Here is a 22,605-nt window from a genome sequence, read left to right as displayed (position 1 = left end):
GTTAGTGGCTACTGTGCCTTAAACTTTTCTATAGCATTGAGAATGCCGGCGGTATCAATACCTAATTCGGCATACATTTGTTGTTGGGTACCTTGCATAATAAATTCATCTGGCAGACCTAGCTGTAATAAGTCAGGTGTCAGTTTATTTTTGAATAAAGCTTCTGCAACTCCACCACCGGCGCCGCCAGCAATAGCCCCATCCTCTAAGGTAACAAGCAGTTCATGTTCTTTAGCAATGCTGATAAGCAAACTTTCGTCCAGTGGTTTAGCGAAACGCATATCAACTAAAGTCGCGTTTAGAGCTTCGGCTGCCTCTTTTGCGTAAGGCATGAGCGTACCGAAGTTTAAAATAGCAACAGACTTCCCTTTACTGATCAATTTTGCTTTACCAATCTCAATTAGGCTCATTTCGCCCTGCGTATCGATACCACTTCCGCTGCCTCGAGGGTATCTTACTGCCGCTGGTTTATTGGCTTTGTGGCCTGTAAATAACATATTTCTGCATTCGAGTTCATCTGACGGCGTCATGATGATCATATTTGGTATGCAGCGCAGGAAGGATATATCAAAAGCGCCTTGGTGAGTTGGACCATCAGCCCCAACTATACCAGCTCTATCGATGGCAAATAATACCGGTAAATCTTGAATGGCGACATCATGAATAAGCTGGTCATAAGCACGTTGCAGAAAGGTAGAATAAATAGCTACAACAGCATTTTTCCCCTCGCGAGCCATGCCAGCTGCCAGTGTTACAGAGTGTTGTTCGGCAATTGCTACATCGAAATATTGGCTTGGAAAGCGTTGTGAAAACTCAACCATACCAGAGCCTTCTCGCATCGCAGGGGTTACCGCCATGAGATCAGAGTCAAGCTCGGCCATATCGCAAAGCCATCTCCCAAATATTGCTGAAAAGTTGGGCGAGCTTGGTGCCGATTTTGGCAGCTTTTGCTCCCTATGATCGAATTTAGGAACAGCATGCCATTTTATAGGATCTTGCTCAGCTTGTTCGTAGCCTTTACCTTTTTTGGTAACAACATGCAGTATTTTAGGCCCCGGCATTCTTCTCATATTTGAGAGTGTATCTACCATAGCATCGACATCGTGGCCATCGATAGGACCAAAATAGTTAAATCCCAGCTCTTCAAATATAGTACCAGGCACAACCATGCCTTTTATGTGCTCTTCTGCACGACTTGCAAAATCTTTTATCGGTGGAACTGAGCTAAGTAACTTTTTGCCACCATCTCGGATGCTATTAAAGAAGCTGCCTGTTAGTAATCGCGCTAAGTGACTGTTTAGCGCACCGACATTTTCTGAAATTGACATTTCGTTGTCGTTTAGCACCACCACCATGTCTTTGGCTATATCACCGCCGTGATTGAGGGCCTCAAATGCCATACCTGCGGTTAAAGCGCCATCACCTATAACGGCTACCACTTTTCTGCCTTTGTTTTCTTGCTCGGCAGCAATGGCCATACCTAATGCAGCACTGATTGAAGTTGAGGAGTGACCTACAGCAAAAGTATCATATTCACTTTCTGGTGGCCAAGGGAAGGGGTGCAAGCCGCCTTTTTGACGAATACTCGTCATGCGATCACGTCGGCCAGTGAGAATTTTGTGAGGGTAAGCTTGATGTCCGACATCCCAGATGAGCCGGTCGAAAGGAGTGTTGTAGACATAATGCAAAGCAACAGTTAATTCGACTGTACCTAAACCAGAAGCGAAGTGACCACTACTTAAGCTAACACTATCAAGCAGATAGCGTCTAAGCTCATTAGCGATACTAGTGAGCGATTCCTTCGGCAACAAACGCAGGTCTTCTGGCGTGTTTGCCTTCGCTAGGTTGGGGTAGTTTGCTAAATTTAGTGTCATTTATCTCTATTCTTTAATCGTGCTCGTATTTGCTAAACAGATTATACCAGTTATCAAATGAACTGTGTTTGTACTTTAGTAAATTTACTGTATTTTTGTTAGCTACTTCGCTTGATCGTAAGCTGTTTCGCTCGCCATTAATTGCTGCGCTTTACTAGAAAGTCGGTAAAGCTAACAAGCTGCGTAGTATCGTGTGGTAAGCTGCTTAAGGCCTGCAAGGCCTCGTGATGCAGGTTATGCAAGAAGCTCTGAGAGCCTTCCAAGCCGAGGTGCGAAACAAAAGTGTTTTTGTTCAGTGCAGAGTCGGAGCCTTGAGGTTTACCCAGCGTCTCACTGTCTGAAACAACATCTAATATGTCATCTTGCACCTGATAAGCCAAGCCTATCTTATCAGCAAAGCGTTTCAGTGCTGCTACGTGCGCGGTATCGACCTTTGGTGCTAGAACGGCGCCCATCGATACACAAGCCTGTAACAAAGCACCTGTTTTGAGTTGATGTAGTTTGGTAAGCTGCGAAATTGAGATTTCTTTGCCGGTTGCCATTAAATCGATACTTTGCCCAGCACACATGCCGTTTATACCAGATGCATTTGCAAGAATCTTGGCCATTTCAATGCGTTTGTGTTCAGCATCGTCACTTAACGGAGCGTTTAGCACAATTTCAAAAGCTAAGGTTTGTAAGGCATCGCCCGCTAATATTGCGGTAGCCTCACCATATTGAATATGGTTAGTAGGTTTGCCTCTTCGCAGAGCATCGTCATCCATGGCAGGAAGGTCGTCGTGTATTAATGAGTAGGCATGAACGCATTCGACCGCCATGCTAGCAACATCTAAATCGTCTTGTTGCGCTCCTAACATTTGACCAACGATATTTATTAACAGCGGACGCATGCGCTTTCCGCCAGCAAATAAACTGTATTGCATCGCCTCCGACAAGTTCTCAGCTGCGCTTTCTTGCGCCGCTATAAATACATTTAACTTATTATCGATGCGTTGTTGTAAAACTTGCTGAAACTCGGCCAGCGAGCTATCAATGTCCACTGTGCTATTCGCCTTGCTCAAAGGATGACAAGGACTCCTCACCGTTGTTTTGCATAAGAACCTGAACCTTTTGTTCAGCAGATTTCAATTGTTGCTGGCTTTGACGAGCAAGCTGAATACCGCGTTCAAATTTTTTCAAAGAATCTTCGAGTGCAATATCGCCTCTTTCCATTTCAGTAACGATATCTTCAAGCTCTTTCATCGCCGATTCGAAGCTAGTTGTTTGGTCGGTCATTTACTCACGATCCCTAATTTATAAAGAGGCAAAATGCTATGCCGAGAACGATAACTGACCCACATATCAAGGTCAATGTGTTTGCTTTAAAAAAGCCACTTTAGTCGCTAAAAATTCAATCGAGTGCATAAAGCTTTGCGCTTGCGTGCCGTTAACACTTCATAGATGGCATAAATACGAAATATGGCATAGAAATAGCTTTCTCAGATTATGCTCAAAAGTGATAAATACAAAGGTATTGATTTCAATACAGAGAATTCTTAGCGAGTCTGTAGACTTGCATTTCGTTGGGGTTATCTAACCTTTTCAAGTGAATAAGCGCGGTAAATTCCGCAGATATAGAAAACGAATTCAGGAGTAGTCAGTGGACTTAGCAACCATTATAGGCATGATTGGCGCGATAGGCTTTATCGTTATGGCGATGATTCTAGGCGGTGACCTTGGGATGTTTTTTAACGTTCCGTCTGTATTGATCGTGTTCGGCGGCTCTCTCTTTGTCGTATTGTCACAGTACCCACTTAGCCAATTCTTAGGGGCGGGGAAGGTGGCTGCCAAGGCCTTCATGTTCAAGATCCAAAGTCCGGAAGAGTTGATTGAAAAAATTGTTGAAATGGCAGACGCCGCTCGTAAAGGCGGATTTCTCGCATTAGAAGAAGCACAGATTGATAATTCCTTTATGCAAAAAGGGGTTGATATGTTGGTTGACGGCCACGACGTGGACGTGGTGAAAACAACTATGGGTAAGGATATTGTCAACACCACCGAGCGGCATGATGCTGGTGCAGTAATATTTAAATCCTTGGGCGACGTAGCACCTGCGATGGGGATGATAGGCACACTGATTGGTTTGGTTGCGATGCTCTCGAACATGGATGACCCTAAGGCTATCGGACCAGCAATGGCGGTAGCTTTGTTAACGACGTTGTATGGGGCTTTTTTAGCTAACGTTATTTGTTTGCCAATTTCTTTTAAATTAGGTGTGCGCTCTGCAGAAGAAAAGTTAAACCAAAGCCTAATTCTTGACGGGATCCTTGGCATTGCTGATGGTCAAAACCCGCGGGTTATTGAGGGTGTGTTGAAAGGCTATATAGCAGAAGGTAAAAGAGCTTCTGGAGAAACTGAATAGTGGAAGATGAATGCCCAAAATGCCCCCCCGAAGGTCTTCCTGCATGGATGGGAACCTTTGCGGATCTTATGTCCTTACTTATGTGTTTTTTCGTATTGTTGCTGTCGTTTTCAGAAATGGACGTGAAGAAGTTCAAGCAAATAGCAGGGTCAATGAAGTTCGCATTCGGTGTGCAAAATAAAATCGAGCTTAAAGACATTCCGAAAGGAACCAGCGTGATTGCCATGGAGTTTCGCCCAGGGAAACCAGACCCTACGCCAATCGAAACAGTGCAACAAATCACTCAAGAAATCACAAAGCCAATGCTTAACTTCCAAGATGGAGAAGAAGATGATGCCGGTGGACGTCAAAAGCAACGCGGAACTTTTCGGGGCGGTCAGTCTAGTCAAACAGCTAACCAAGTAGCAGCAGCTGCTGCTGCGGCGGCAAGTAAAGACCAAGTTGAAAAGAATACTAAGAAAATAGAAGACCTACTGCAAAAGGAAATTAAAGACGGTGCTGTCGATGTTGAAAACCTTGGTCAGCAGATCGTTATTCGTATTCGAGAAAACGGTTCTTTTTCTGCTGGCTCCGCCTTTCTACAACCACAATTTAAGCCGATTATTCGAGACATAGGTGAGCTTTTGGCAGAAATGCCGGGTGAGATTGAGGTGACGGGTCATAGTGATAATGTGCAAATATCCAATGAACTCTATCGCTCCAATTGGGATTTAAGTGCACAACGCGCTGTCGCGGTTGCCGAAGAGTTACGTAGAGCGCCAGGTTTCGATGAAGCTCGAATGAGAATTGTTGGAAAGGCGGCAACGCAACCAGTCGAAGGTGACGATACTGCTGAAGCGCGAGCGAAAAACAGACGTGTCGAAATCTCTGTGATGCAAGGTAAGCCGAAGTATGCTGACCCAATTTCAGTATTGCCAGGAACAGAGCCCGCTAAATAGTAAGTAGCGGGCTGTTTATTTTCAGATTACTAAGCTCTTTCGACTTCGTCTCTGAAATGCGGTTTGCTTAAAACAAGCTGGACAGTGCTTATGGCTCTTTCTAAAAAGCCACCTTCACAGTAGTTTAAATAGTATTGCCACATACGGCCAAAACGTTCGTCGTAACCGTCGGCTTCCAATTCCTCTTTTGCTTTATTAAATGCTAGGTGCCAATCATGTAAGGTTTTTGCATAATCGAGCCCAATATCATGAAGGTCACGAATGTTCATATCCGTGTGTTTCTTGAGGTTGAGGTTGATTGCAAGCTGTGATGGCAAAAAGCCACCTGGAAATATGTGCTTTTGGATGAAGTCGACGCTATTCGAATAACTGTCATAACGACGATCATCAATTGTGATAGCTTGAAGTACCATCAAACCATTTGGTTTTAACAGCGAGGAGCATTTTTGGAAGAAGTTCGGTAAGTATGATTTGCCTACTGCTTCGATCATTTCAATTGACACTAGTTTATCGAATTTTCCTTCGAGTAAACGATAATCCTTCTTTAAAAGTGTGATTTTATCTTCCAAACCCTCATTGCTTACCCATTCTTGAGCATAAGCATATTGTTCATCTGAAATAGTCGTCGTCGTAACTCTACAGCCATAGTGTTTGGCAGCATAAATTGCTAAACCGCCCCAGCCAGTTCCTATTTCTATCAAGTGATCACTTGGTGCTAACTGTAATTTATCACAAATTGAACGTAACTTGTTTTGCTGCGCTTGCGCCAACGATGCATTTGCATCAGGGTAAATAGCGGCAGAATACATCATCGAGTTATCAAGGAATTTAGTGTAAAGCTTGTTACCCAGGTCGTAATGCGCTGAAATATTCTTCTTCGCTTGCTCTCTGGAGTTACGGCGAAGCAAATGCTGTATTTTCATCACGGGCATCGTTACCCATTTGAACTTGTTTTCCCATTCGTCGAGGGTGCTTAAGTTACGCGCGAAAATTCGTATTACATTTGTTAAATTAGGCGTTGTCCACAATCCGTCCGTAAACGTTTCGCCAGATGCAACACTCCCACCAAGTAGCAATTTTTTGTATGCCTTTGTATCAACAATATTAACTTCGGCATGAAGGTCTTGCTCTGGATCGCCACATTGGGCAACCAAATGACCATTTTCAGTCAGTGTCAAATGACCTTCAGGCATATTTTGAAGCGCTTTTACAAAAAGGCTTCGGTAAGTTCTATCCATAAATGACATAGCGTCGGAATTGGGTAGGGTTTGTTCACCATGTGACATAATTATTTCCTTTTCTCATGGATGCATATAAATGGGTACGCGCTTGAAAAACAACTTAGTAGCCTGCCAATATATCCCAGCAACTGTTTTTAAAGTCATGCTTGGAATAGACAACAATGCCCGCCGGAGTGTCTTTGTATTCAAAGGTTCTCGGTGCATGTCTATGGCGGCTTCAAAGTGCTTAGTATCTTTGATGCAAGCTAGATAGAGCTTCAGATTCTCATCAGGCTGTTGTATTCGCCATTGGTAGCTCATATCCATCGGGTTAAATGGCGATACGTGAAACATCTTATCGCTATTCTCTTGCTTTGACAGATCAACCAGATAATGATGCCGTTTATTCCAAGGTGTATTGCTGACCTCAGCGAGCATATGTGTGTAAAGGCCTTGATCGTTTCGAAGGTAATAGAAATTAACAGGGCTAAAGTACCAGCCGAATGTTCTTACTTGACCAAAAAAAAATACCTCGCCATGTAGAGCGCTGCCATTAAGCTCGCTCATTCTATTAATAACCTGTTGCTCGAAGTCAACGGTGTCGTTTGGTTTTGACGAGTCGTCGATAGCTAAGTAATCGTCTTGAATAAATTTCACAAAATTGAAGCCTTTTTTCTCAGTAGAAAAACCCTTTACTTCTTCATGAAGGATAGGAAGCTCGCTTAGTTTTAGCCAATACAAATAAATAGAGTAAGAGAAGCGATGTACTTTGGGTACAAAGCGCTGATGATGCACTATGCCCTTATACAAACTGGACTCTAGTTGAGTTTGCTCTCTTTGCTGCATTACAAACTTTCTCCGAACCGTTTGGCAACATCCAATGCGCTGCGAACACCGTCTTCGTGAAAACCGTTGTACCAATACGCGCCGCAAAAATGTAACCCCTCTTTTCCACAAATTTTATCTCGTTGCTCCTGAGCTTTAACCATTTCTGGGCTAAATTGAGGGTGGGCATAATAATAGGTACCAAGCACTTTATCTTTGGCAATAGCAGCGGTGTTATTAAGTGTGACGCAAAAAGTAGTATCACTTTCAATACACTGTAAAATATTCATATTATAAGTAACGGCGGCAGGTTTAGTCGCTTCTCGTTGCGCCCCTTCAATTTCATAGTTCCAGCTTGCCCATGCCAACTTCCGCTTTGGAAGCACACTGGTATCGGTGTGCAGAACAACTTCATTCATAGCATACGGGATAGCGCCGAGCACAGAGCGGTACTCACTCAGGTCAAAGTCAGGTGATTGCTCATTACTGAGCATTTCAAGCGCTTGGTCGCTGTGGCAAGCGAATACCACTTCGTCATAGTTTTGTGAACCCTTCGCGCTATGCACAATAAAACCTTCGCCTGATTTCACCACGCGAGAAACTGCCGCGTTGAGTTTAATTCGGTCTTTGAAAGACTCAGTCAGTGGCGCAATGTATTGATTCGAGCCGCCGATAATAGTGTGCCATTGAGGCCTATTAGTCACATTTAACAGACCGTGATTGTTAAAGAACTTCAAAAAGAAAGATAAAGGAAAGTTAGCTGAAGCTTCAAGACTGGTAGACCAGATTGCTGCGCACATCGGCAAGATGTAGTTTTGAGTGAAAACATCACTCAATTTGTGTTGAGCGATGAAATCAGCAAGGGTCATGTTGTCACTGTCTTTTTTATCGGCAATATGTTGCTTGCATAGTTTATTAAATTTCAAGATATCAAGCACTAAACGCCAAAACTTGGGCTTAATTATGTTGCGCCGCTGCGCGAACAAACTATTAAGAGTATTACCGTTATACTCCATTTTACTACTGAGATTTTTGACGCTGAAACTCATTTCAGTTGGCTGGCTCGCTACGCCCAGAGCTGTCATTAGTTTAATAAAGTTGGGATAGGTCCAGTCGTTGTAAACAATAAAGCCCGTATCAATAGCATAGTCACGACCGTTTAAGTGAATCTTTTTTGTTGCAGTATGCCCGCCGATGTAATCGTTTGCTTCATAAACACAAACATCATGCTTTCTGTTTAGAAGATAAGCCGTTGTTAGACCTGAAATCCCTGTGCCGATAATGGCGACCCTTTTTGTCATTCTTATTAATTCCTGCTGTTTCTTGGTTTTTGACGCATTCCAATGCAAATTTTCTTTTGAATTACTTCTGGAAGCATATTTAACATACGAACTAAAAAGCTAAAACGGCGCGGAAAATACACACTCGAACGTGATTTGAAAATGCCTTCTAACATATATTCGGCAGCCGCTTCAGCAGTTATGACCATAGGCATTGGGAAATCGTTTTTGTCAGTGAGTGGCGTTTTCACGAAACCTGGTGACAAAGTTTGTACGTCGATACCTTTATGAGCAAGGTCCACTTCGAAACTCTTTGCAATGTAATTTAAGGCGGCTTTGCTGGCCCCGTAGGCTTGACTGCGTGGGAAAGGTAAGAGTCTTGCTAAGCTATCAACAAATACTATTTTGCCACCACCTTTCATTTTTGGAAGCAACGCTGAAACAACATTAACGACACCGAATACATTGGCATCAAAGACGCGCTTGAACATCTCAGTTTCTATGTTGTTGACGTCGACATATTCACAGGTACCCGCATTTAATACCGCAATGTCACAATCAAGGTCCTTTAGGGCTTGTTCGATTTCCTCAGTATTTGTGACATCAAAACGGCATGTCTCAATACCGTCGATGCTTGCTAATTCGGCAAGTTTTTCTTCATTTCTTCCACAAGCAATTACTTGGTGTCCTGCCTTGGCAGCTAGCTTTGCAAGCGCTTCACCGATACCAGAAGTTGCACCCGTTATTAAAATCGTGGTCATTTACTCATACTCTTTTTAATTCTTCTTGTGACCCACCCTAAAAGAGGAACATTGTCATAAATCATCTGGCCGAGGTCGTAATAGTCTCGGTGATATGTCACTTTGTTGTCTTCTATTTCGAGCAGAGTGATGCCGTCAACCTCGATAGGCTTGCCTTTATTCATTTTTGATGAGCTAAAACGCATTTGCCAAGTCACTACGTGGTTTTTGTCACCGGCTTGCTTGATAGACTGTATTGAGAAGGTGCAATACTTTGCGTTTTCTAAAAGGCGACTAAAATAATTGACCAATGCCTCGATGCCGCGATGCTCTGCAATCGGATCAATGAATACCACCTCTTTGCTGTACAAGTCAGGTAACGCGTCGAGTTGCATGGAAGCAAGGTCGGTATAAAAACGTTCAAATTTTTTAATTGCTTGCATAATCACTCAAAATTAATAGATGTAAGCCTTTTACCAATCGATGTGGCGTAACGATCACGTTATTAATTTTTTTTAATTTGTGGCATTTCGATCTATTTCATAAACGACTCGTAATTATGAGTGTAGTTGATAATTTAAGAGTTGAAAGTAAAGATATGAAAGTTTCACTATTCCCTTTGTCATCGCACATTCTTCCGGAAGGTCGAATGGCCTTGCGAATATTTGAGCCACGATATGTTCGCATGGTGAAAGAAGCTTGCGAAAGCGATGCTGGCTTTGTTATTTGTATGCTAAATGCTAAAGGCGACAAGACCAAAAACACTCATATTTTTCCAACGGGCACATATTGTAAAGTGATTGATTTTGACGTTCTTGAGGATGGTCTACTCGGTATTACAGTCGAAGGCCAGTATTGCGTCAACATCTCAAATATTCAGACCGAAGCAGATGATCTGAGAGTCGCAGACTGCGAACCTACTAATGTGTGGCAATGCAACTTTGATATTCAAGAGCTTAGTCCAATGAACGAAAGATTGGGTGAAATTTTTGATACCTATGCGGAAGTAAGTTCTTTGTATGACCAAGTAAAATTAGACGACCCATTGTGGGTTATAAACCGCTGGTTAGAGCTGTTGCCGGTGGATGCAGAACAAAAACAACATTTTCTAGCGCAAAAAGACTGCAAAAAAATTGTGGATTATCTTGCGCAACTTATCGAATAGTGTTGACTAAAGCGATATACTTTCTAATAGCCAACGACACTTTTGGTGAATATTCATTTCATATCGAATTCTTTAGTCGTTGTGATCTTTCTTAATCTGCAAACGTATACTACAGTAATTAAACGACAGGATTAAATCGAATGCTCATTGGAATTCCATTGGAAAATAACAAGCCAGACGTCAGAAAGCCGAAAGATTGCGCAGCCGAAATGTCAGCGTATTTGGATTCTGTTGCGAAAACAAGATGCAAAGCTTCGTTTGCGAAAATATTCGGTTATTTTGCACCACGACTTCGCTCGTATGCGCTGAAGCAAATGGGTAACGAAGCGATTGCCATGGAACTGGTTCAAGACACCATGTCAAATGTTTGGCAAAAAGCCCATCTATTTAATTCAGAGAAGGGTTCGCCTTCAACGTGGATATTTACTATTGCTCGAAACATTCGTTTCGACATGTTGCGCAAACTACAAAACCGTAAAGAAGATGTCTGCTCAGATGATCTGTGGCCCATTTTGTGCGAGCAAACCGCCGACCCTAAAGAAACATCTTTAGAAGAAAAAATTACGCTTGAGCAAGTTGGTGAGTTGTTTAATGAATTGCCTCTAAAGCAAAAAGCAGTGATAGAAGCGATTTATATCGACGGCAAGTCACAACAAGAAGTTGCTGACGAATTGTGCATTCCACTTGGCACTGTAAAATCAAGAACGCGCCTTGCATTGCAACGCTTGAAGGATATGTTGGCAACACATGATTAAGTTTCATCCCACTAACGAACAACTAAGCCAATTTGCCGACGGCTTGCTAGGTGCAACAGAAGCCTTGATGGTATCTGCTCATTGCGATATGTGCGAGCGCTGCATGGCTAAAGTCGAATTATACACCGACGCAAGTGCGGAAATAGCGTTGCCACAGTCGCAAGATGACGATTCAGTCGATTTTGGTAGTATGATGCACAACATCATGCAAGAAGAGCCTGAGGAGGGTATTCAACTTACTCCAAAGAGCCAAATCATCGAGCTTGATGGTCGCACTTTCGAAATACCTAGGACGCTAACGCGATACACCAAGTCAATGGGTAATTGGTCTCGACTAGTAGGTAAGTTGTGGCAAGCTCCTGTAGATATAGGCGGTGAGACGGTCGCTAACTTTATTTACATGGAAAAAGGTGGAAGCGTACCAGAACACACCCATCGTGGTAGCGAAATGACCTTGGTCATTAACGGCGAGTTCAGTGATGGTATCGCTGATTATGACAGCGGCGACTTTATGATAATGGACTGCAATAACCAACACACTCCTTCTACAAATGCGGATGAGGGTTGTTTAGTCTTTAGTATTGTTGATAAGCCATTGCATTTTACCTCTGGTTGGGCAAGGTTAATCAATCCTTTTAGCCATCTGTTTTTCAAATAGTCGAACATTCTAAATGTTAAAAAAAAACACGTCTTGGACGTGTTTTTTTATGTGTGTTATTTAACGTGCTATTTTGATTATTCGATGAATTCACTATCAGGATAGTTCAGTCGAAGTGTGCGCATTGTATTTTCCTTTAACTCTGTTAAGTTAAGCTGGTCATAACTGGCAACCATCACTTCTAGTGCCTGCTGTACTTGGCTAGTATCAGGAAAATTCTCAATCACATATCGACCACGGTTCGCCGCTGCGACATAGGCTTGCCGACGCATATAGAATCTTGCAACAGCAATTTCGTATTTCGCCAACCTAGTTTTAATGTGAAGCATGCGTTCTCTTGCATCAGCAGCATACTTGCTGTTTGGATACTTTTGAATTAAACGACGAAAGTCTTCGAAGGCCTCTTTGGATTTAGAAGGGTCGCGATCATCACGATCGACTCCAAGGAGTGATTGGAAAAGGTTATTATCAAGCTCCATGTTGGTAACACCGCGCATGAAGTAGGCATAGTCAACATCTGCATGATTCGGGTTTAACCTTACGAAGCGATCTATTGTTGCAATCGCTTGGTCAGGGTTGCCACCCTTGTAGTATGAGTATATTAGGTCAAGCTGCACTTGATGAGAATGAGGGCCAAAAGGGTATTTAGAGTCGATAAGGCTGAGTATTTGAGTCGCTTGTGCGAAATTACCCACACTCATGCTGTCTCTAGCATCAGCGTAAAGAGGTTGAATACCTGAATTTGCAACAGCTTGTATCTGTTCATCTTCGCTACTAGTGCATCCGCCAAGGGCAAGTAGTGATGCAGAGATAACTGCTATGCCTGTTTTATTTATAAATCTCATTTTTTTCAGTAATACCTTTATTCTTATGTGAGCTTAAACGGTGCTAATCATAGCTTTGCTCATATTCCGTCATTCTACACTATGCGGCCACTAAAGAAATCTTGTTTTGCGTATGTTAATGCTTTAATTTCCTAATAGGCTCTACTTTTTTCAACACCCGCCAGTGAAACTATGGATATACTCTTACTCCCGTCTTGCTATAATAGCGCCATCATTTTTAAAAGCGAAATTTATGTCTTCTGATAACACACAACTTGAAAATAAAAACCTCGGCGTTGCAAACGCATCTCAAAGAGCACAAGTAAAACTTAGTGCAGTAGTGCCGGATTCTATGTTCGACAAAAGACTAGACCAATGTTTAGCGCTTTTGTTCCCTGATTATTCTCGATCTAAGTTAAAAGAGTGGATTTTGGAAGGCTATGTAAGCATTGACGGTAAAGTTGAAGTCACTCCTCGACTAAAATTGAGTTCTGGTGAGTTGATTGAACTGAATGCAACTCAGGAGATTCAAGTTAGCAACATTGCTCAGGATATTGAGCTTGACGTAGTTTATGAAGATGATGATATTTTAGTGATAAATAAGCCTGCGGGTTTGGTCGTTCATCCTGGCGCCGGCAATCAAGATGGTACCTTGCTAAATGCTCTATTAGCGCGGGTACCAAATATTGATCAAGTTCCTCGCGCGGGCATTGTTCACAGATTAGATAAAGACACCACCGGCCTTATGGTTGTTGCAAAAACGCTACCGGCACAGACTGGTCTAGTTGAACAACTTCAGGCTAGAAGCATGGGTAGAGAGTACGAGGCTCTGGTTATGGGAACAATGGTAGCAGGTGGTATGGTTGATGAACCGATTGGACGTCACCCGACAAAACGGACGTCGATGGCAGTGTCTCAGTCTGGTAAGGAAGCCGTTACGCACTTTCGAGTTATTGAAAAGTTCAGAGCCTATACGCATCTTCGATTAAAACTAGAGTCGGGTCGGACTCATCAAATTCGTGTTCATATGTCGCATATTAAACATCCTCTTGTCGGTGATCACTTATATGGTGGAAGGCCACGGTTACCGAAGCATGCTAGCGAGGTATTTATTGAGACCTTACGCGGCTTTAACCGACAAGCCTTGCACGCTGCGCAGTTGAGCTTAACTCATCCAATTAGCGCAGAAGCGCTTATTTTCAAAGCACCACTGCCTGATGATTTTGTTTATCTCCTCGAGCAAGTTAGAGCAGATACTGCTATTCACGGTATTCAAATATAGTGAGGCTTATTGAGCCCAATTGGCCTTTGAAAGATAAGGTTACCTGCTTTAGCACCACAACTGAAGGTGGTTTTAGCGAGGGGGCTTTTGATAGCTTTAATCTGGGTGCTCATGTCGAAGACGAGGCTTTGCACGTGAGAAAAAATAGAGCCCTCCTTAACACCTATATCCGAGGCCTTGATAGTCATAATCAGCCAGTGATATGGCTCAATCAAACTCATAGTAGCCGCTGTATCCGTCTGCCCGACGACGCTCAGACGATCACAGAAGTATCTTCTCCAATAGATGCGGATGCCGCGTTCACATGTTCAACATCACAAAGCTGTGCAGTAATGACGGCCGATTGTATGGCCGTAATGGTAAGCAGTGAAGATGCTAGTGAGGTTGCGGCAATTCATGCAGGCTGGCGCGGCCTTGCCGACGGTATTTTAGAAAATAGCATCTCTCAGTTTTCGAGCGATAGAGAAAAGCTATTCGTATGGTTTGCGCCATGTATTTCAGCAGAATGTTTTGAAGTTGGCGAAGAGTTACTTGATTGTTTCCCCCAATACTCACAAGCTTTTTCACTTAAAGAAAATAGTAGTCAGCTTAACAGTATAAGGAAATACAACATGAATATGCGTTTAATCGCTACGAGCAAGTTACAAAGCATGGGAATAGAGCAATTTTATGATGCTAATATTTGCACTTATTCGAGCCCTTTTCTTTATTCTCATCGCCGCGCTACTCACCAAGGAATGCAGACCTGCGGTCGCATGGCAAACGTGATCCTAATCAATAAATAAGCCTACTGATTAAATTTTAAACTTGAAAGTTTCTCGATTCGCCTCCACTTCTTCCGTATAAGAGAGTTAAACACAGTAGCACTGTGTATGGAGATTTTATGAGACTAGATAGATTTACAAGCAAATTTCAAATTGCCATTTCCGATGCGCAAAGCTTAGCGTTGGGACGCGATCATCAATATATCGAACCAGTTCATTTATTAATGGCTTTACTGAATCAGCAAGGTGGCTCAGTTCGCACCTTGTTTGATCAAGCCGGTGTTAATGTTAACAGTTTGCGGTCATCACTGTCGGAAGCTATTGAGCGCCTTCCACAATTGCAAGGAATTGGTGGCGATGTGCAGCTAGGCAATGACTCAATCAAGCTACTAAACCTCAGTGATAAAATTGCGCAAAAAAGAAAAGACGATTACATCACGTCTGAAGTGTTTGTTCTCGCATCGCTCGAAGATAGGGGTTATTTAGGCACGATTTACAAATCGCTTAAGGTTAAAAAAGAAGCTATAGAGCAGGCGATTGATCATATGCGCAAAGGCCAGAAAGTGACGGATCCTAACGCAGAGGACGTGAGGCAAGCACTTGAAAAATACACCAGTGATTTAACTGAGAGAGCTGAGCAAGGAAGGCTTGACCCAGTGATTGGGCGCGATGATGAAATTCGTCGAACTGTTCAGGTTTTGCAACGTAGAACGAAGAATAACCCTGTCTTAATCGGTGAACCTGGAGTGGGTAAAACAGCAATCGTTGAGGGCTTAGCTCAGCGTATTATTAACGGGGAAGTACCAGAGGGTCTTAAAAATAAACGTGTATTGTCTCTCGATATGGGCTCGCTGTTAGCTGGTGCAAAATATCGTGGTGAGTTCGAAGAGCGCTTGAAAGCTGTTTTAAATGAATTAGCAAAAGAAGAGGGTAAGGTCATACTCTTCATTGATGAGCTACATACCATGGTTGGTGCCGGGAAGGGAGAGGGCGCTATGGATGCTGGGAATATGCTTAAACCAGCACTTGCTCGAGGCGAATTACACTGTGTAGGTGCCACTACGCTTGATGAGTATCGACAATATATTGAAAAAGATGCAGCCTTGGAAAGACGTTTTCAGAAAGTGCAAGTAGATGAGCCCAATGTGGAAGATACTATTGCTATTTTACGCGGATTAAAAGAGCGATATGAACTGCATCATTCGGTTGATATTACCGACCCTGCTATTGTTGCGGCTGCGAGCCTGTCTAATCGCTATATAAGCGATCGTCAACTGCCAGACAAAGCAATCGATTTAATTGACGAAGCGGCTTCAAGTATTCGCTTGCAAATTGATTCCAAGCCAGAAGAAATGGACAAGCTTGAGCGCCGTATTATTCAGCTCAAGTTAGAAGAGCAAGCTTTAGCGAAAGAAACCGATACTTCATCACACAAGCGTTTGGAAGTGATTGAGTTGGAGCGTGAACAGCTCGAAATAAAATTTCAAGAGTTGAACAAAGTATGGCATCGAGAAAAAGATGCTATGCAAGGTACACAATTCATCAAGGCAGAGCTCGAGCAGGCTAAGCTCGACCTAGAAGTTGCACGTAGGGCGTCAGATTTATCTAGAATGTCTGAGCTACAATACGGTCGTATTCCTGAGCTTGAGCTCCGTTTAGAACAAGCCGCTGATGAAGAAAATACCGAAACAGTTTTGCTTAAAAATAAAGTCACTGAGGAAGAAATTGCCGATGTGCTGTCTCGCTGGACAGGTATTCCAGTGAGTAAAATGTTAGAAGGCGAAAAAGAAAAGCTTATTAATATGGAAGAGATTGTGGGCAAGCGCGTTGTCGGGCAAAGTGAGGCGGTAAAAGCGGTATCTAGTGCTATTCGTCGCTCTCGCGCAGGTTTAGCCGACCCAGACAAACCTACGGGTTCGTTTCTGTTTCTCGGGCCAACCGGAGTAGGTAAAACTGAGCTGTCAAAAGCGCTCGCGTCTTTTATGTTTGATACCGAGGACGCACTTGTTCGAATCGACATGTCGGAGTTTATGGAAAAGCATAGCGTTTCCCGCTTAGTCGGAGCGCCACCGGGATATGTTGGCTATGAGGAGGGAGGCTATCTCACAGAAGCAGTTCGCAGAAAGCCTTATTCGGTGATCTTACTCGATGAAGTCGAAAAGGCACATCCAGATGTTTTTAACATCCTTCTACAGGTCTTAGATGATGGAAGACTAACCGATGGACAAGGGCGTACCGTCGACTTTAAAAATACACTGATCATTATGACATCAAATTTGGGGTCTGACGTTATACAGAACTACAACGATGATAGCTCGTATGACGAAATGAAGCAGCAAGTAATGACTCAGGTTTCAAGCCATTTCAGACCTGAGTTTATCAACAGGGTTGATGATATTGTGGTTTTCCATTCGTTAGCAAAAGAGGAAATTAAGGCAATTGCGAAGATTCAGCTCTTAGGATTACGCCAGAGACTACAAGAAATGGGTCTCAAGCTTGAGATCTCTGGAGCCGCTCTTGACATCATCGCCGATGCAGGCTTTGACCCTGTATACGGTGCAAGACCATTGAAGCGTGCTATTCAAATGCAGATAGAAAACCCGCTGGCCGAGAAGCTTCTAGCGGGTGCACTGAAAGATAGTGAAGTTGTTAGGATCAGTGAAAATGGCGGTCAATTGGATATCAATTGACCGAAAACGCTAGGCCTTTATTTTTTGTAGTAAAGACTGCGCTAGTTTGCTGTCAAAATAGCGCGAACTATTTGATATTGCATCTTCTAACAGTCGCACTGCCTCATCATTTCGGCCTAGCTGTGCAAGTACATAAGCTAAGTGATATTGTATTTGAGGGTTGTCAGAATCTAACGTTATTGCCTGTCGCAAAATGGTGAGAGCGCCATCAAAGTTTTCTTGTTTGGCTTTTAACCATCCATGCGTATCTAGAATCAGTGGATGTTGCTTATTCAGTGCAAGGGCAGCATCGACATGGAATTCAGCTTTAGTTATATCCTCTATGCTATTCAGATAGATATTAGCGATGTTGTTGTGAACTAACGCGAGGTTGCGATAACGTTGGTCGGCTGTGATTGAGAGATATAATTCTAGTGCCTGACTATAACTTTTTTTTGTCATGTAAAGGTCGGCTAACATGTTCTTAATCAGGGAGTTATTTGGGCTTCCTGCAATCAACTTTTTAGCGACGTTAACAAACTCGTCTACGAATTTATCCTGAGAGATAACTAGTTGGTACATTTTCACAATGGCTAAGTTGTACTCAGGTGAGATATCAAGTGCTTCTTTGTATAAGGAGAAACTCTTTGCATATTCGTTTGTCATTAGAAATGCTTCTGCAATTACGACCTTGGCAACTGGAGACATTGGCGCCAATTTAGCAAGATTGTTAGCGGTGCTTTGTGCGTCCGCAATCCTGTTTGCTTGAATTAAAGTTTGTGTGCGCTGTAATTGAGAGCGCGCACTAACACCACTTAAGGTATCAAAGGAATCTAAGGATTGTAATGCACCAGCATAGTCTCTAGCGTTGGTTTGCAGTGAGGCGAGAAATATGAGCTGCTCTGGCTTTTCACCCCAAATACCAAATAATAACTTAGCCTGTTGTTTCGCCTTATCGTACTCCTCTTCTTGAATGAGTAGGCGCGTCTTTTCCACGAGATATGCTTCATTCAAAAAATATTGCTTCAATAAGATGTCTAACTCTCGGATCGCAGCTTTGTTATTTCCTTGGCGTTTATACAGATCAATCAAAGCATCTGACAAATAACGTGATGAGCCATGTTCGAGTTTTGCTTCTTCCAGCACCTCTTGCGCATCATTTAACTTGTTTTGGGCCAAGTAGATCTTTGCGAGCAGTGACTGAAAGATACTACTGCTGCTTTCAGTATCCAAGGCGATTGCCTTTTTGATATCGGCTTCAGCGGAATCTAACATGCCCAATTGTAAATTAACGATAGCGCTATTGTGTAACGCAAGGCTATTATTACTGTCTTTTGCTAACACCAACTTCAATAATTCAGCGGCTTCCTCGTATCTCTGTAAAATAACAAGTAGCTCAGACTTGGTTATTTGAGCATCAAGACTGTCAGGAAGGATCCGTAGTAGTTGCTCAATACGGGTTAATGCTTCTTCATTACGCAACTCTGCGCGTAGCAACTCTACATGAAAGAATATGACATTAGGATCGAGTTGATTCGCAAAATATTCTTCGAAAAGGGCTAAAGCTTCTGACGATTTGCCTCTTGCATGAAGCGTTCTTGTTCTAGCGTAAACAATACTAGGATTAGTATTACCCAGCTTGTCTGATAGTTTATCGAGCAATAAACTACATTTAAATGTCTTGTTCGATTCTAAGTATAAATTGCAGAGCATCAAATTAAGCTCGAGGTTATTGTTGAAAAGCCCTTGAGTACCATCTAATAATGCTAATGCTTTGAAGTCTTGATCAAGTTTAATGTACGTGTCGGCCAGCAAACTGATAGCATTCACATCGCTACGATTTTTTATCCTATAGCTTTCAAAGCCTATTGCTGCCTGTTCATAGTTTCCACCCATGTAAGTTGCAAGCGCTTGCGCAAAAATGAGCTCTGCTCTCTCAAGCTTAATCTGTTCGGGTACAAGAGATAGTTGTTGATTTACCTCGGCTAACAATTCTGATGAAACAACACCGCTGAGGTTTTCATTGATCCTCGCTAAGAGTAAAAGAGCAAATGGATCGTTTGGGGTATTTTTAACAATAACATCAATAATGTCTTTAGCATTTTCTATATTTTGATTCTCAAGATATACGTCGGCTAAGGTACGCAATACGATGGGGTCATCATTCGACAAGGCACGCGCACGAATTAATAGTGTCTCTGCCTCATCGTAATTCTTATCACGTTTTGCAAGAATGCCTTGTAGATGAATTGTTCTGTAGTCATCAGGAGCAAGAGCAACTAAAGACTTTAAGCTAGTTTTAGCGTCATCGATCTTATTTACGAATAAGTAGTGATAAACTAATGACTGCAATACACGTTGATTATTAGGGTAAAGTGATTGCGCCTTTTTATATATCTTTTCAGCATTAAGGTCGTCACCGATCGAAAAAGCACTCGTTGCTTTTACCAGTAAAAGGTTTAAGAGGTTAGCAGAAGTAAGGCCGGATTCGGGTAAATCAGCTATTTCATCACTTAATCCAAGATATAAATAGGCACTTGCAAAATCTGAGATGAAAAGGTTTATATCTGCTCCCGCTGATACGGAGTCCTCGAATTCTATTATCGCATCCCGTGCGAAGCCTTTCTTGAATAGTACTTTTCCCATAAGAATTTTTGAGGGCAGATGGTCTGGATCTTCTTGCAGTGCATTCTTTAGATGAATATAGGCTTCTTCTACCTCAAAGTTCTCATAAGCTTGTTGTGCAGTTTCATAGGTGTTTGCAACTTGAGCTTGGAGAAAGGCTGAGCTGATAAGTAAAGCTATTAATAAAATGTGTTTCAATTTAGTTCCAAAGCAAGAGTGATAAAGTTCTGACATATTTGACCATAAAAAAAGGCCTCTGATAAGAGGCCTTAGTATTTTGCAATTACAATTACTTCTTGCGGCGAAGCACTAAGCCACCGAGGCTAAGGGCTAACAGTATTGCCGCGCCAGGTGCACTTACTTCTGCTGTTTTATATACTAGGTTGTTTATTGCACCAGACCCAGGCATGTTAACAACAAGCTTCGTTACTTCGAACATTGTATTGTAGGTTTCACGTCCGTAACCACCATCACCCAGCACAGGCACTTGTTCAAAAATTGTGCCGTTAGCTAAATGAAAGAATACTTTTGCAGCATCGGTGCCGATTTGTGCTTCAGGCATTTCGATATCAAAGAAATCCAATGATACGATGCTAACTGGGCTTGTAAAATCAAAACTAAAGAAACCCGCTGGTCTTTGGCCTTCATCATCTGGGTTGCTACAACCGTTCGGGCAATCATGCCACTCATTGATAATCATTACGTTACCAGGTTGTTTCCAAGCGTTAGCAAGGTTACCGTGATTATTCGGTAGCTCATTCGCCAAATTGCTGTAGTAGTTTTCGTACTCAGTTAACGGAAGATAATCAGCATGCGAACGTCTAGACTCGTATGAGTCTGACCCAGCATCGTAAACAAACTCAAGATCGGTATCTCTCGTTCCGCTTAGGCTTGTGTCAAAGCTTATTTGACGCTGCTCTTCGTTGTCATTCCAGCTTTTATCGTTACATTTACCGTCTACATGGCTTCCGCCATCGAGATCACCGTTCAGATTACAGCCGGAGATAGTGACACCCCATGCAGCGTATTGGTTATCAATTATGGTGCCGTTCTGAATTTTTTGGCCTTGAGCGTCATAGTCAAAATCTAACACGTGCACGCCAGCAAACGCTGAGCCGGCGCTTAGAGCGCTGATGATGACAGAAACAGACAATAGTTTTTTAATCATTTTCATTATTCCATTACTTCTTTGTAGCCGATAAGTGGCTTAATAAAGATTTGTATGCAAGCATCATACCTATCTGCTATGTCACTGTATTTATTGAGGTAAATAGTGAAATAGACTTAAGTGTCGTTCAATCTGTAAAAAATTCTGACAAATCGCAATCTACTCTTAACATCCCCCGCTTATGTTAGCTGAGCTAGCAGTTTATCTTTATTAAATGAGTGTTTTGCGTTACTTTTGCTATTATACACTATCAATACAAAGGTACTAACTATATATGTCTAGCCGTCGCGGAATCTATCTACTTCCAAACCTTCTTACAACAGCGGGTTTATTTTCCGGTTTCTATGCTGTTGTTATGTCAATGAATAATCATTTTGAGGCTGCTTCTATTGCTATCTTCGTTGCAATGATTTTTGATGGACTCGACGGTAGAGTAGCTAGAATTACTAATACGCAGAGTGATTTTGGTGCTGAGTATGACTCGATGGCCGATATGGTATCTTTTGGTATGGCTCCTGCATTAGTCGCCTACAATTTTGGTCTAAGCGAGCTAGGAAAATTCGGCTGGCTTGCAGCATTTATATATGTTGCAGGCGCTGCTCTTCGCTTAGCCCGCTTTAATACTCAAGTTGGCATTGCCGATTCTCGCTTTTTTCAAGGGCTGGCGAGTCCTGCGGCCGCAGCTGTTGTTGCTGGTATGGTTTGGGTGAGTATTGATTACGATATCGATGGAAATGAATTTGGGATAATAGTGGCCTTTGTAACAGGTATAGCCGGCTTATTGATGGTGTCAAACTTTAAGTACAATAGTTTTAAAGAAGTTAACTGGCATGGCAAGGTTCCATTTTTCGTTATATTGGTGGTGATGTTAGTTTTTATCGTTGTTGCTACCGCTCCTTCATTAGTTCTTTTCATAGTATTTATGCTTTATACAGTCGCAGGTCCAGTGAATACATTTAGGACCGTTGACAAAGTCACACTAGAAGATGTCATTGGCGAAACTGAAGAAGATGTCGATTTTGACATTTTAGGTGAGAAAGACGAATCAAAAGCCAGTGAACCGGCGGACCCATCAGAGCATAAGTCGGACACACAAAGTAGTAAATAAATTGGCTTTTGCTAAAGTCGGTAAAAATTGTGACTGTTTTAAAAATTTATATAGATACGCTATCAGTGTAAATGATAAATCATAGATATTTTGCCAGAAAAGCCTTGACGCAAAATTCCTTATCTGTAAAATGCGCGCCACTTCAACGGAGACATCCAAACGCAAGTTTAGAGCTAAGTTGTAGCGGCAAGTGTATTTACAATTTGTGTTGGGTTTTACATCGACTTCGGTCAAAAATAAATTCAAATAAATTTGCAAAATGGCTTGACAATAAATTGGATGTAGGTAGTATACGCATCCCGCTTGAGA

At 42.4% G+C, this 22,605-nt stretch carries 20 protein-coding genes; 9 read left to right on the top strand and 11 right to left on the bottom strand.

What is annotated here, in order from left to right; translation table 11 throughout:
* Window positions 1-8: 8 nt before the first annotated feature.
* The 3 genes from dxs to xseB all read right to left on the bottom strand — a co-directional run bounded on the left by dxs (window position 9) and on the right by xseB (window position 3,149).
* A complete protein-coding gene (gene dxs, locus ISG33_RS14965; protein ID WP_195734459.1) occupies window positions 9-1,874 on the bottom strand; it encodes a 1-deoxy-D-xylulose-5-phosphate synthase in 1,866 nt (621 codons plus the stop codon).
* Between the two features lie 137 nt (window positions 1,875-2,011).
* A complete protein-coding gene (gene ispA, locus ISG33_RS14960; protein ID WP_370545342.1) occupies window positions 2,012-2,908 on the bottom strand; it encodes a (2E,6E)-farnesyl diphosphate synthase in 897 nt (298 codons plus the stop codon).
* A 10-nt stretch (window positions 2,909-2,918) separates the two neighbouring features.
* On the bottom strand, window positions 2,919-3,149 hold the full coding sequence (gene xseB / locus ISG33_RS14955; RefSeq protein WP_195734457.1) for an exodeoxyribonuclease VII small subunit: 231 nt from the start codon (window positions 3,147-3,149) through the stop codon (window positions 2,919-2,921).
* Between the two features lie 364 nt (window positions 3,150-3,513).
* On the opposite strand from xseB, the gene pomA reads away from it, so the two are divergent.
* The gene (gene pomA, locus ISG33_RS14950; protein WP_195734456.1) at window positions 3,514-4,275 is read left to right on the top strand and encodes a flagellar motor protein PomA; all 762 of its coding nucleotides are present in this window, start codon (window positions 3,514-3,516) and stop codon (window positions 4,273-4,275) included.
* Window positions 4,272-5,213, top strand: coding sequence for a flagellar motor protein MotB (locus ISG33_RS14945; RefSeq protein WP_255528939.1), 942 nt, complete (start codon window positions 4,272-4,274; stop codon window positions 5,211-5,213). The genes pomA and ISG33_RS14945 overlap by 4 nt, the downstream gene beginning before the upstream one ends.
* 29 nt (window positions 5,214-5,242) lie before the next feature.
* On the opposite strand, the gene ISG33_RS14940 is transcribed toward ISG33_RS14945, so the two are convergent.
* Genes ISG33_RS14940 through ISG33_RS14920 form a run of 5 tightly spaced genes read right to left on the bottom strand, consistent with a single transcriptional unit; the run spans window position 5,243 to window position 9,721 of the window.
* Window positions 5,243-6,499, bottom strand: coding sequence for an SAM-dependent methyltransferase (locus tag ISG33_RS14940; RefSeq protein WP_195734454.1), 1,257 nt, complete (start codon window positions 6,497-6,499; stop codon window positions 5,243-5,245).
* Between the two features lie 15 nt (window positions 6,500-6,514).
* Window positions 6,515-7,279 carry a DUF1365 domain-containing protein gene (locus ISG33_RS14935; protein ID WP_195734453.1) on the bottom strand — a complete coding sequence of 255 codons (765 nt, stop codon included), beginning with the start codon at window positions 7,277-7,279 and terminating at the stop codon, window positions 6,515-6,517.
* Window positions 7,279-8,559 (bottom strand): NAD(P)/FAD-dependent oxidoreductase, encoded by a 1,281-nt coding sequence (locus tag ISG33_RS14930; protein WP_195734452.1) that lies wholly within the window; start codon window positions 8,557-8,559, stop codon window positions 7,279-7,281. The genes ISG33_RS14935 and ISG33_RS14930 overlap by 1 nt, the downstream gene beginning before the upstream one ends.
* Window positions 8,560-8,564: 5 nt before the next feature.
* Window positions 8,565-9,299 (bottom strand): SDR family NAD(P)-dependent oxidoreductase, encoded by a 735-nt coding sequence (locus ISG33_RS14925; protein ID WP_195734451.1) that lies wholly within the window; start codon window positions 9,297-9,299, stop codon window positions 8,565-8,567.
* A complete protein-coding gene (locus tag ISG33_RS14920; protein ID WP_195734450.1) occupies window positions 9,296-9,721 on the bottom strand; it encodes a nuclear transport factor 2 family protein in 426 nt (141 codons plus the stop codon). The genes ISG33_RS14925 and ISG33_RS14920 overlap by 4 nt, the downstream gene beginning before the upstream one ends.
* A 155-nt stretch (window positions 9,722-9,876) precedes the next feature.
* On the opposite strand from ISG33_RS14920, the gene ISG33_RS14915 reads away from it, so the two are divergent.
* The 3 genes from ISG33_RS14915 to ISG33_RS14905 all read left to right on the top strand — a co-directional run bounded on the left by ISG33_RS14915 (window position 9,877) and on the right by ISG33_RS14905 (window position 11,856).
* Entirely contained in the window at window positions 9,877-10,443 is a 567-nt protein-coding gene (locus ISG33_RS14915) for an LON peptidase substrate-binding domain-containing protein (protein WP_195734449.1), read from the top strand.
* A gap of 140 nt (window positions 10,444-10,583) precedes the next feature.
* Complete coding sequence (locus tag ISG33_RS14910; RefSeq protein WP_195734448.1) at window positions 10,584-11,198, top strand: sigma-70 family RNA polymerase sigma factor; 615 nt, start codon at window positions 10,584-10,586, stop codon at window positions 11,196-11,198.
* Window positions 11,191-11,856 (top strand): ChrR family anti-sigma-E factor, encoded by a 666-nt coding sequence (locus ISG33_RS14905; RefSeq protein WP_195734447.1) that lies wholly within the window; start codon window positions 11,191-11,193, stop codon window positions 11,854-11,856. The genes ISG33_RS14910 and ISG33_RS14905 overlap by 8 nt, the downstream gene beginning before the upstream one ends.
* A 77-nt stretch (window positions 11,857-11,933) precedes the next feature.
* Here the strand turns inward: ISG33_RS14905 and ISG33_RS14900 are convergent, their stop codons facing one another.
* Window positions 11,934-12,701 (bottom strand): outer membrane protein assembly factor BamD, encoded by a 768-nt coding sequence (locus ISG33_RS14900; RefSeq protein ID WP_195734446.1) that lies wholly within the window; start codon window positions 12,699-12,701, stop codon window positions 11,934-11,936.
* A 331-nt stretch (window positions 12,702-13,032) separates the two neighbouring features.
* Here ISG33_RS14900 and rluD point away from each other — a divergent pair, with 331 nt between their 5' ends.
* The 3 genes from rluD (at window position 13,033) to clpB (ending at window position 17,416) form a co-directional block, all read left to right on the top strand.
* Window positions 13,033-13,962 (top strand): 23S rRNA pseudouridine(1911/1915/1917) synthase RluD, encoded by a 930-nt coding sequence (gene rluD, locus ISG33_RS14895; RefSeq protein WP_229333654.1) that lies wholly within the window; start codon window positions 13,033-13,035, stop codon window positions 13,960-13,962.
* Window positions 13,962-14,747 (top strand): peptidoglycan editing factor PgeF, encoded by a 786-nt coding sequence (pgeF, locus tag ISG33_RS14890; protein ID WP_229333630.1) that lies wholly within the window; start codon window positions 13,962-13,964, stop codon window positions 14,745-14,747. The genes rluD and pgeF overlap by 1 nt, the downstream gene beginning before the upstream one ends.
* 98 nt (window positions 14,748-14,845) lie before the next feature.
* A complete protein-coding gene (clpB, locus tag ISG33_RS14885; protein WP_195734444.1) occupies window positions 14,846-17,416 on the top strand; it encodes an ATP-dependent chaperone ClpB in 2,571 nt (856 codons plus the stop codon).
* Window positions 17,417-17,425: 9 nt separating this feature from the next.
* Here clpB and ISG33_RS14880 read toward each other — a convergent pair whose 3' ends face one another.
* Entirely contained in the window at window positions 17,426-20,218 is a 2,793-nt protein-coding gene (locus ISG33_RS14880; RefSeq protein ID WP_195734443.1) for a tetratricopeptide repeat protein, read from the bottom strand.
* Window positions 20,219-20,309: 91 nt separating this feature from the next.
* On the bottom strand, window positions 20,310-21,188 hold the full coding sequence (locus tag ISG33_RS14875; RefSeq protein WP_195734442.1) for a hypothetical protein: 879 nt from the start codon (window positions 21,186-21,188) through the stop codon (window positions 20,310-20,312).
* A gap of 274 nt (window positions 21,189-21,462) precedes the next feature.
* Between ISG33_RS14875 and pssA the strand changes: the two genes are divergently transcribed.
* Window positions 21,463-22,296, top strand: a complete 834-nt coding sequence (gene pssA / locus ISG33_RS14870) for a CDP-diacylglycerol--serine O-phosphatidyltransferase (RefSeq protein WP_195734441.1) — start codon at window positions 21,463-21,465, stop codon at window positions 22,294-22,296.
* Window positions 22,297-22,605: the final 309 nt, after the last annotated feature.

The sequence above is a fragment of the Marinibium conchae genome, assembly GCF_015595035.1.
Taxonomy (GTDB): domain Bacteria; phylum Pseudomonadota; class Gammaproteobacteria; order Enterobacterales; family Alteromonadaceae; genus Glaciecola.
This window is presented reverse-complemented; position numbering and strand designations above follow the sequence as displayed.

What these genes read in the sequence shown, in the direction of transcription:
- ISG33_RS14905 (WP_195734447.1), top strand. Translation starts at nt 11,191, where the DNA reads ATGATTAAGTTTCATCCCACTAACGAACAACTAAGCCAATTTGCCGAC.
- rluD (WP_229333654.1), top strand. Translation starts at nt 13,033, where the DNA reads ATGTTCGACAAAAGACTAGACCAATGTTTAGCGCTTTTGTTCCCTGAT.
- ISG33_RS14930 (WP_195734452.1), bottom strand. Translation starts at nt 8,559, where the DNA reads ATGACAAAAAGGGTCGCCATTATCGGCACAGGGATTTCAGGTCTAACA.
- xseB (WP_195734457.1), bottom strand. Translation starts at nt 3,149, where the DNA reads ATGACCGACCAAACAACTAGCTTCGAATCGGCGATGAAAGAGCTTGAA.
- clpB (WP_195734444.1), top strand. Translation starts at nt 14,846, where the DNA reads ATGAGACTAGATAGATTTACAAGCAAATTTCAAATTGCCATTTCCGAT.
- ISG33_RS14935 (WP_195734453.1), bottom strand. Translation starts at nt 7,279, where the DNA reads ATGCAGCAAAGAGAGCAAACTCAACTAGAGTCCAGTTTGTATAAGGGC.
- ISG33_RS14925 (WP_195734451.1), bottom strand. Translation starts at nt 9,299, where the DNA reads ATGACCACGATTTTAATAACGGGTGCAACTTCTGGTATCGGTGAAGCG.
- ISG33_RS14910 (WP_195734448.1), top strand. Translation starts at nt 10,584, where the DNA reads ATGCTCATTGGAATTCCATTGGAAAATAACAAGCCAGACGTCAGAAAG.
- ISG33_RS14920 (WP_195734450.1), bottom strand. Translation starts at nt 9,721, where the DNA reads ATGCAAGCAATTAAAAAATTTGAACGTTTTTATACCGACCTTGCTTCC.
- ISG33_RS14875 (WP_195734442.1), bottom strand. Translation starts at nt 21,188, where the DNA reads ATGATTAAAAAACTATTGTCTGTTTCTGTCATCATCAGCGCTCTAAGC.
- ISG33_RS14915 (WP_195734449.1), top strand. Translation starts at nt 9,877, where the DNA reads ATGAAAGTTTCACTATTCCCTTTGTCATCGCACATTCTTCCGGAAGGT.
- ISG33_RS14940 (WP_195734454.1), bottom strand. Translation starts at nt 6,499, where the DNA reads ATGTCACATGGTGAACAAACCCTACCCAATTCCGACGCTATGTCATTT.
- dxs (WP_195734459.1), bottom strand. Translation starts at nt 1,874, where the DNA reads ATGACACTAAATTTAGCAAACTACCCCAACCTAGCGAAGGCAAACACG.
- pssA (WP_195734441.1), top strand. Translation starts at nt 21,463, where the DNA reads ATGTCTAGCCGTCGCGGAATCTATCTACTTCCAAACCTTCTTACAACA.
- ISG33_RS14900 (WP_195734446.1), bottom strand. Translation starts at nt 12,701, where the DNA reads ATGAGATTTATAAATAAAACAGGCATAGCAGTTATCTCTGCATCACTA.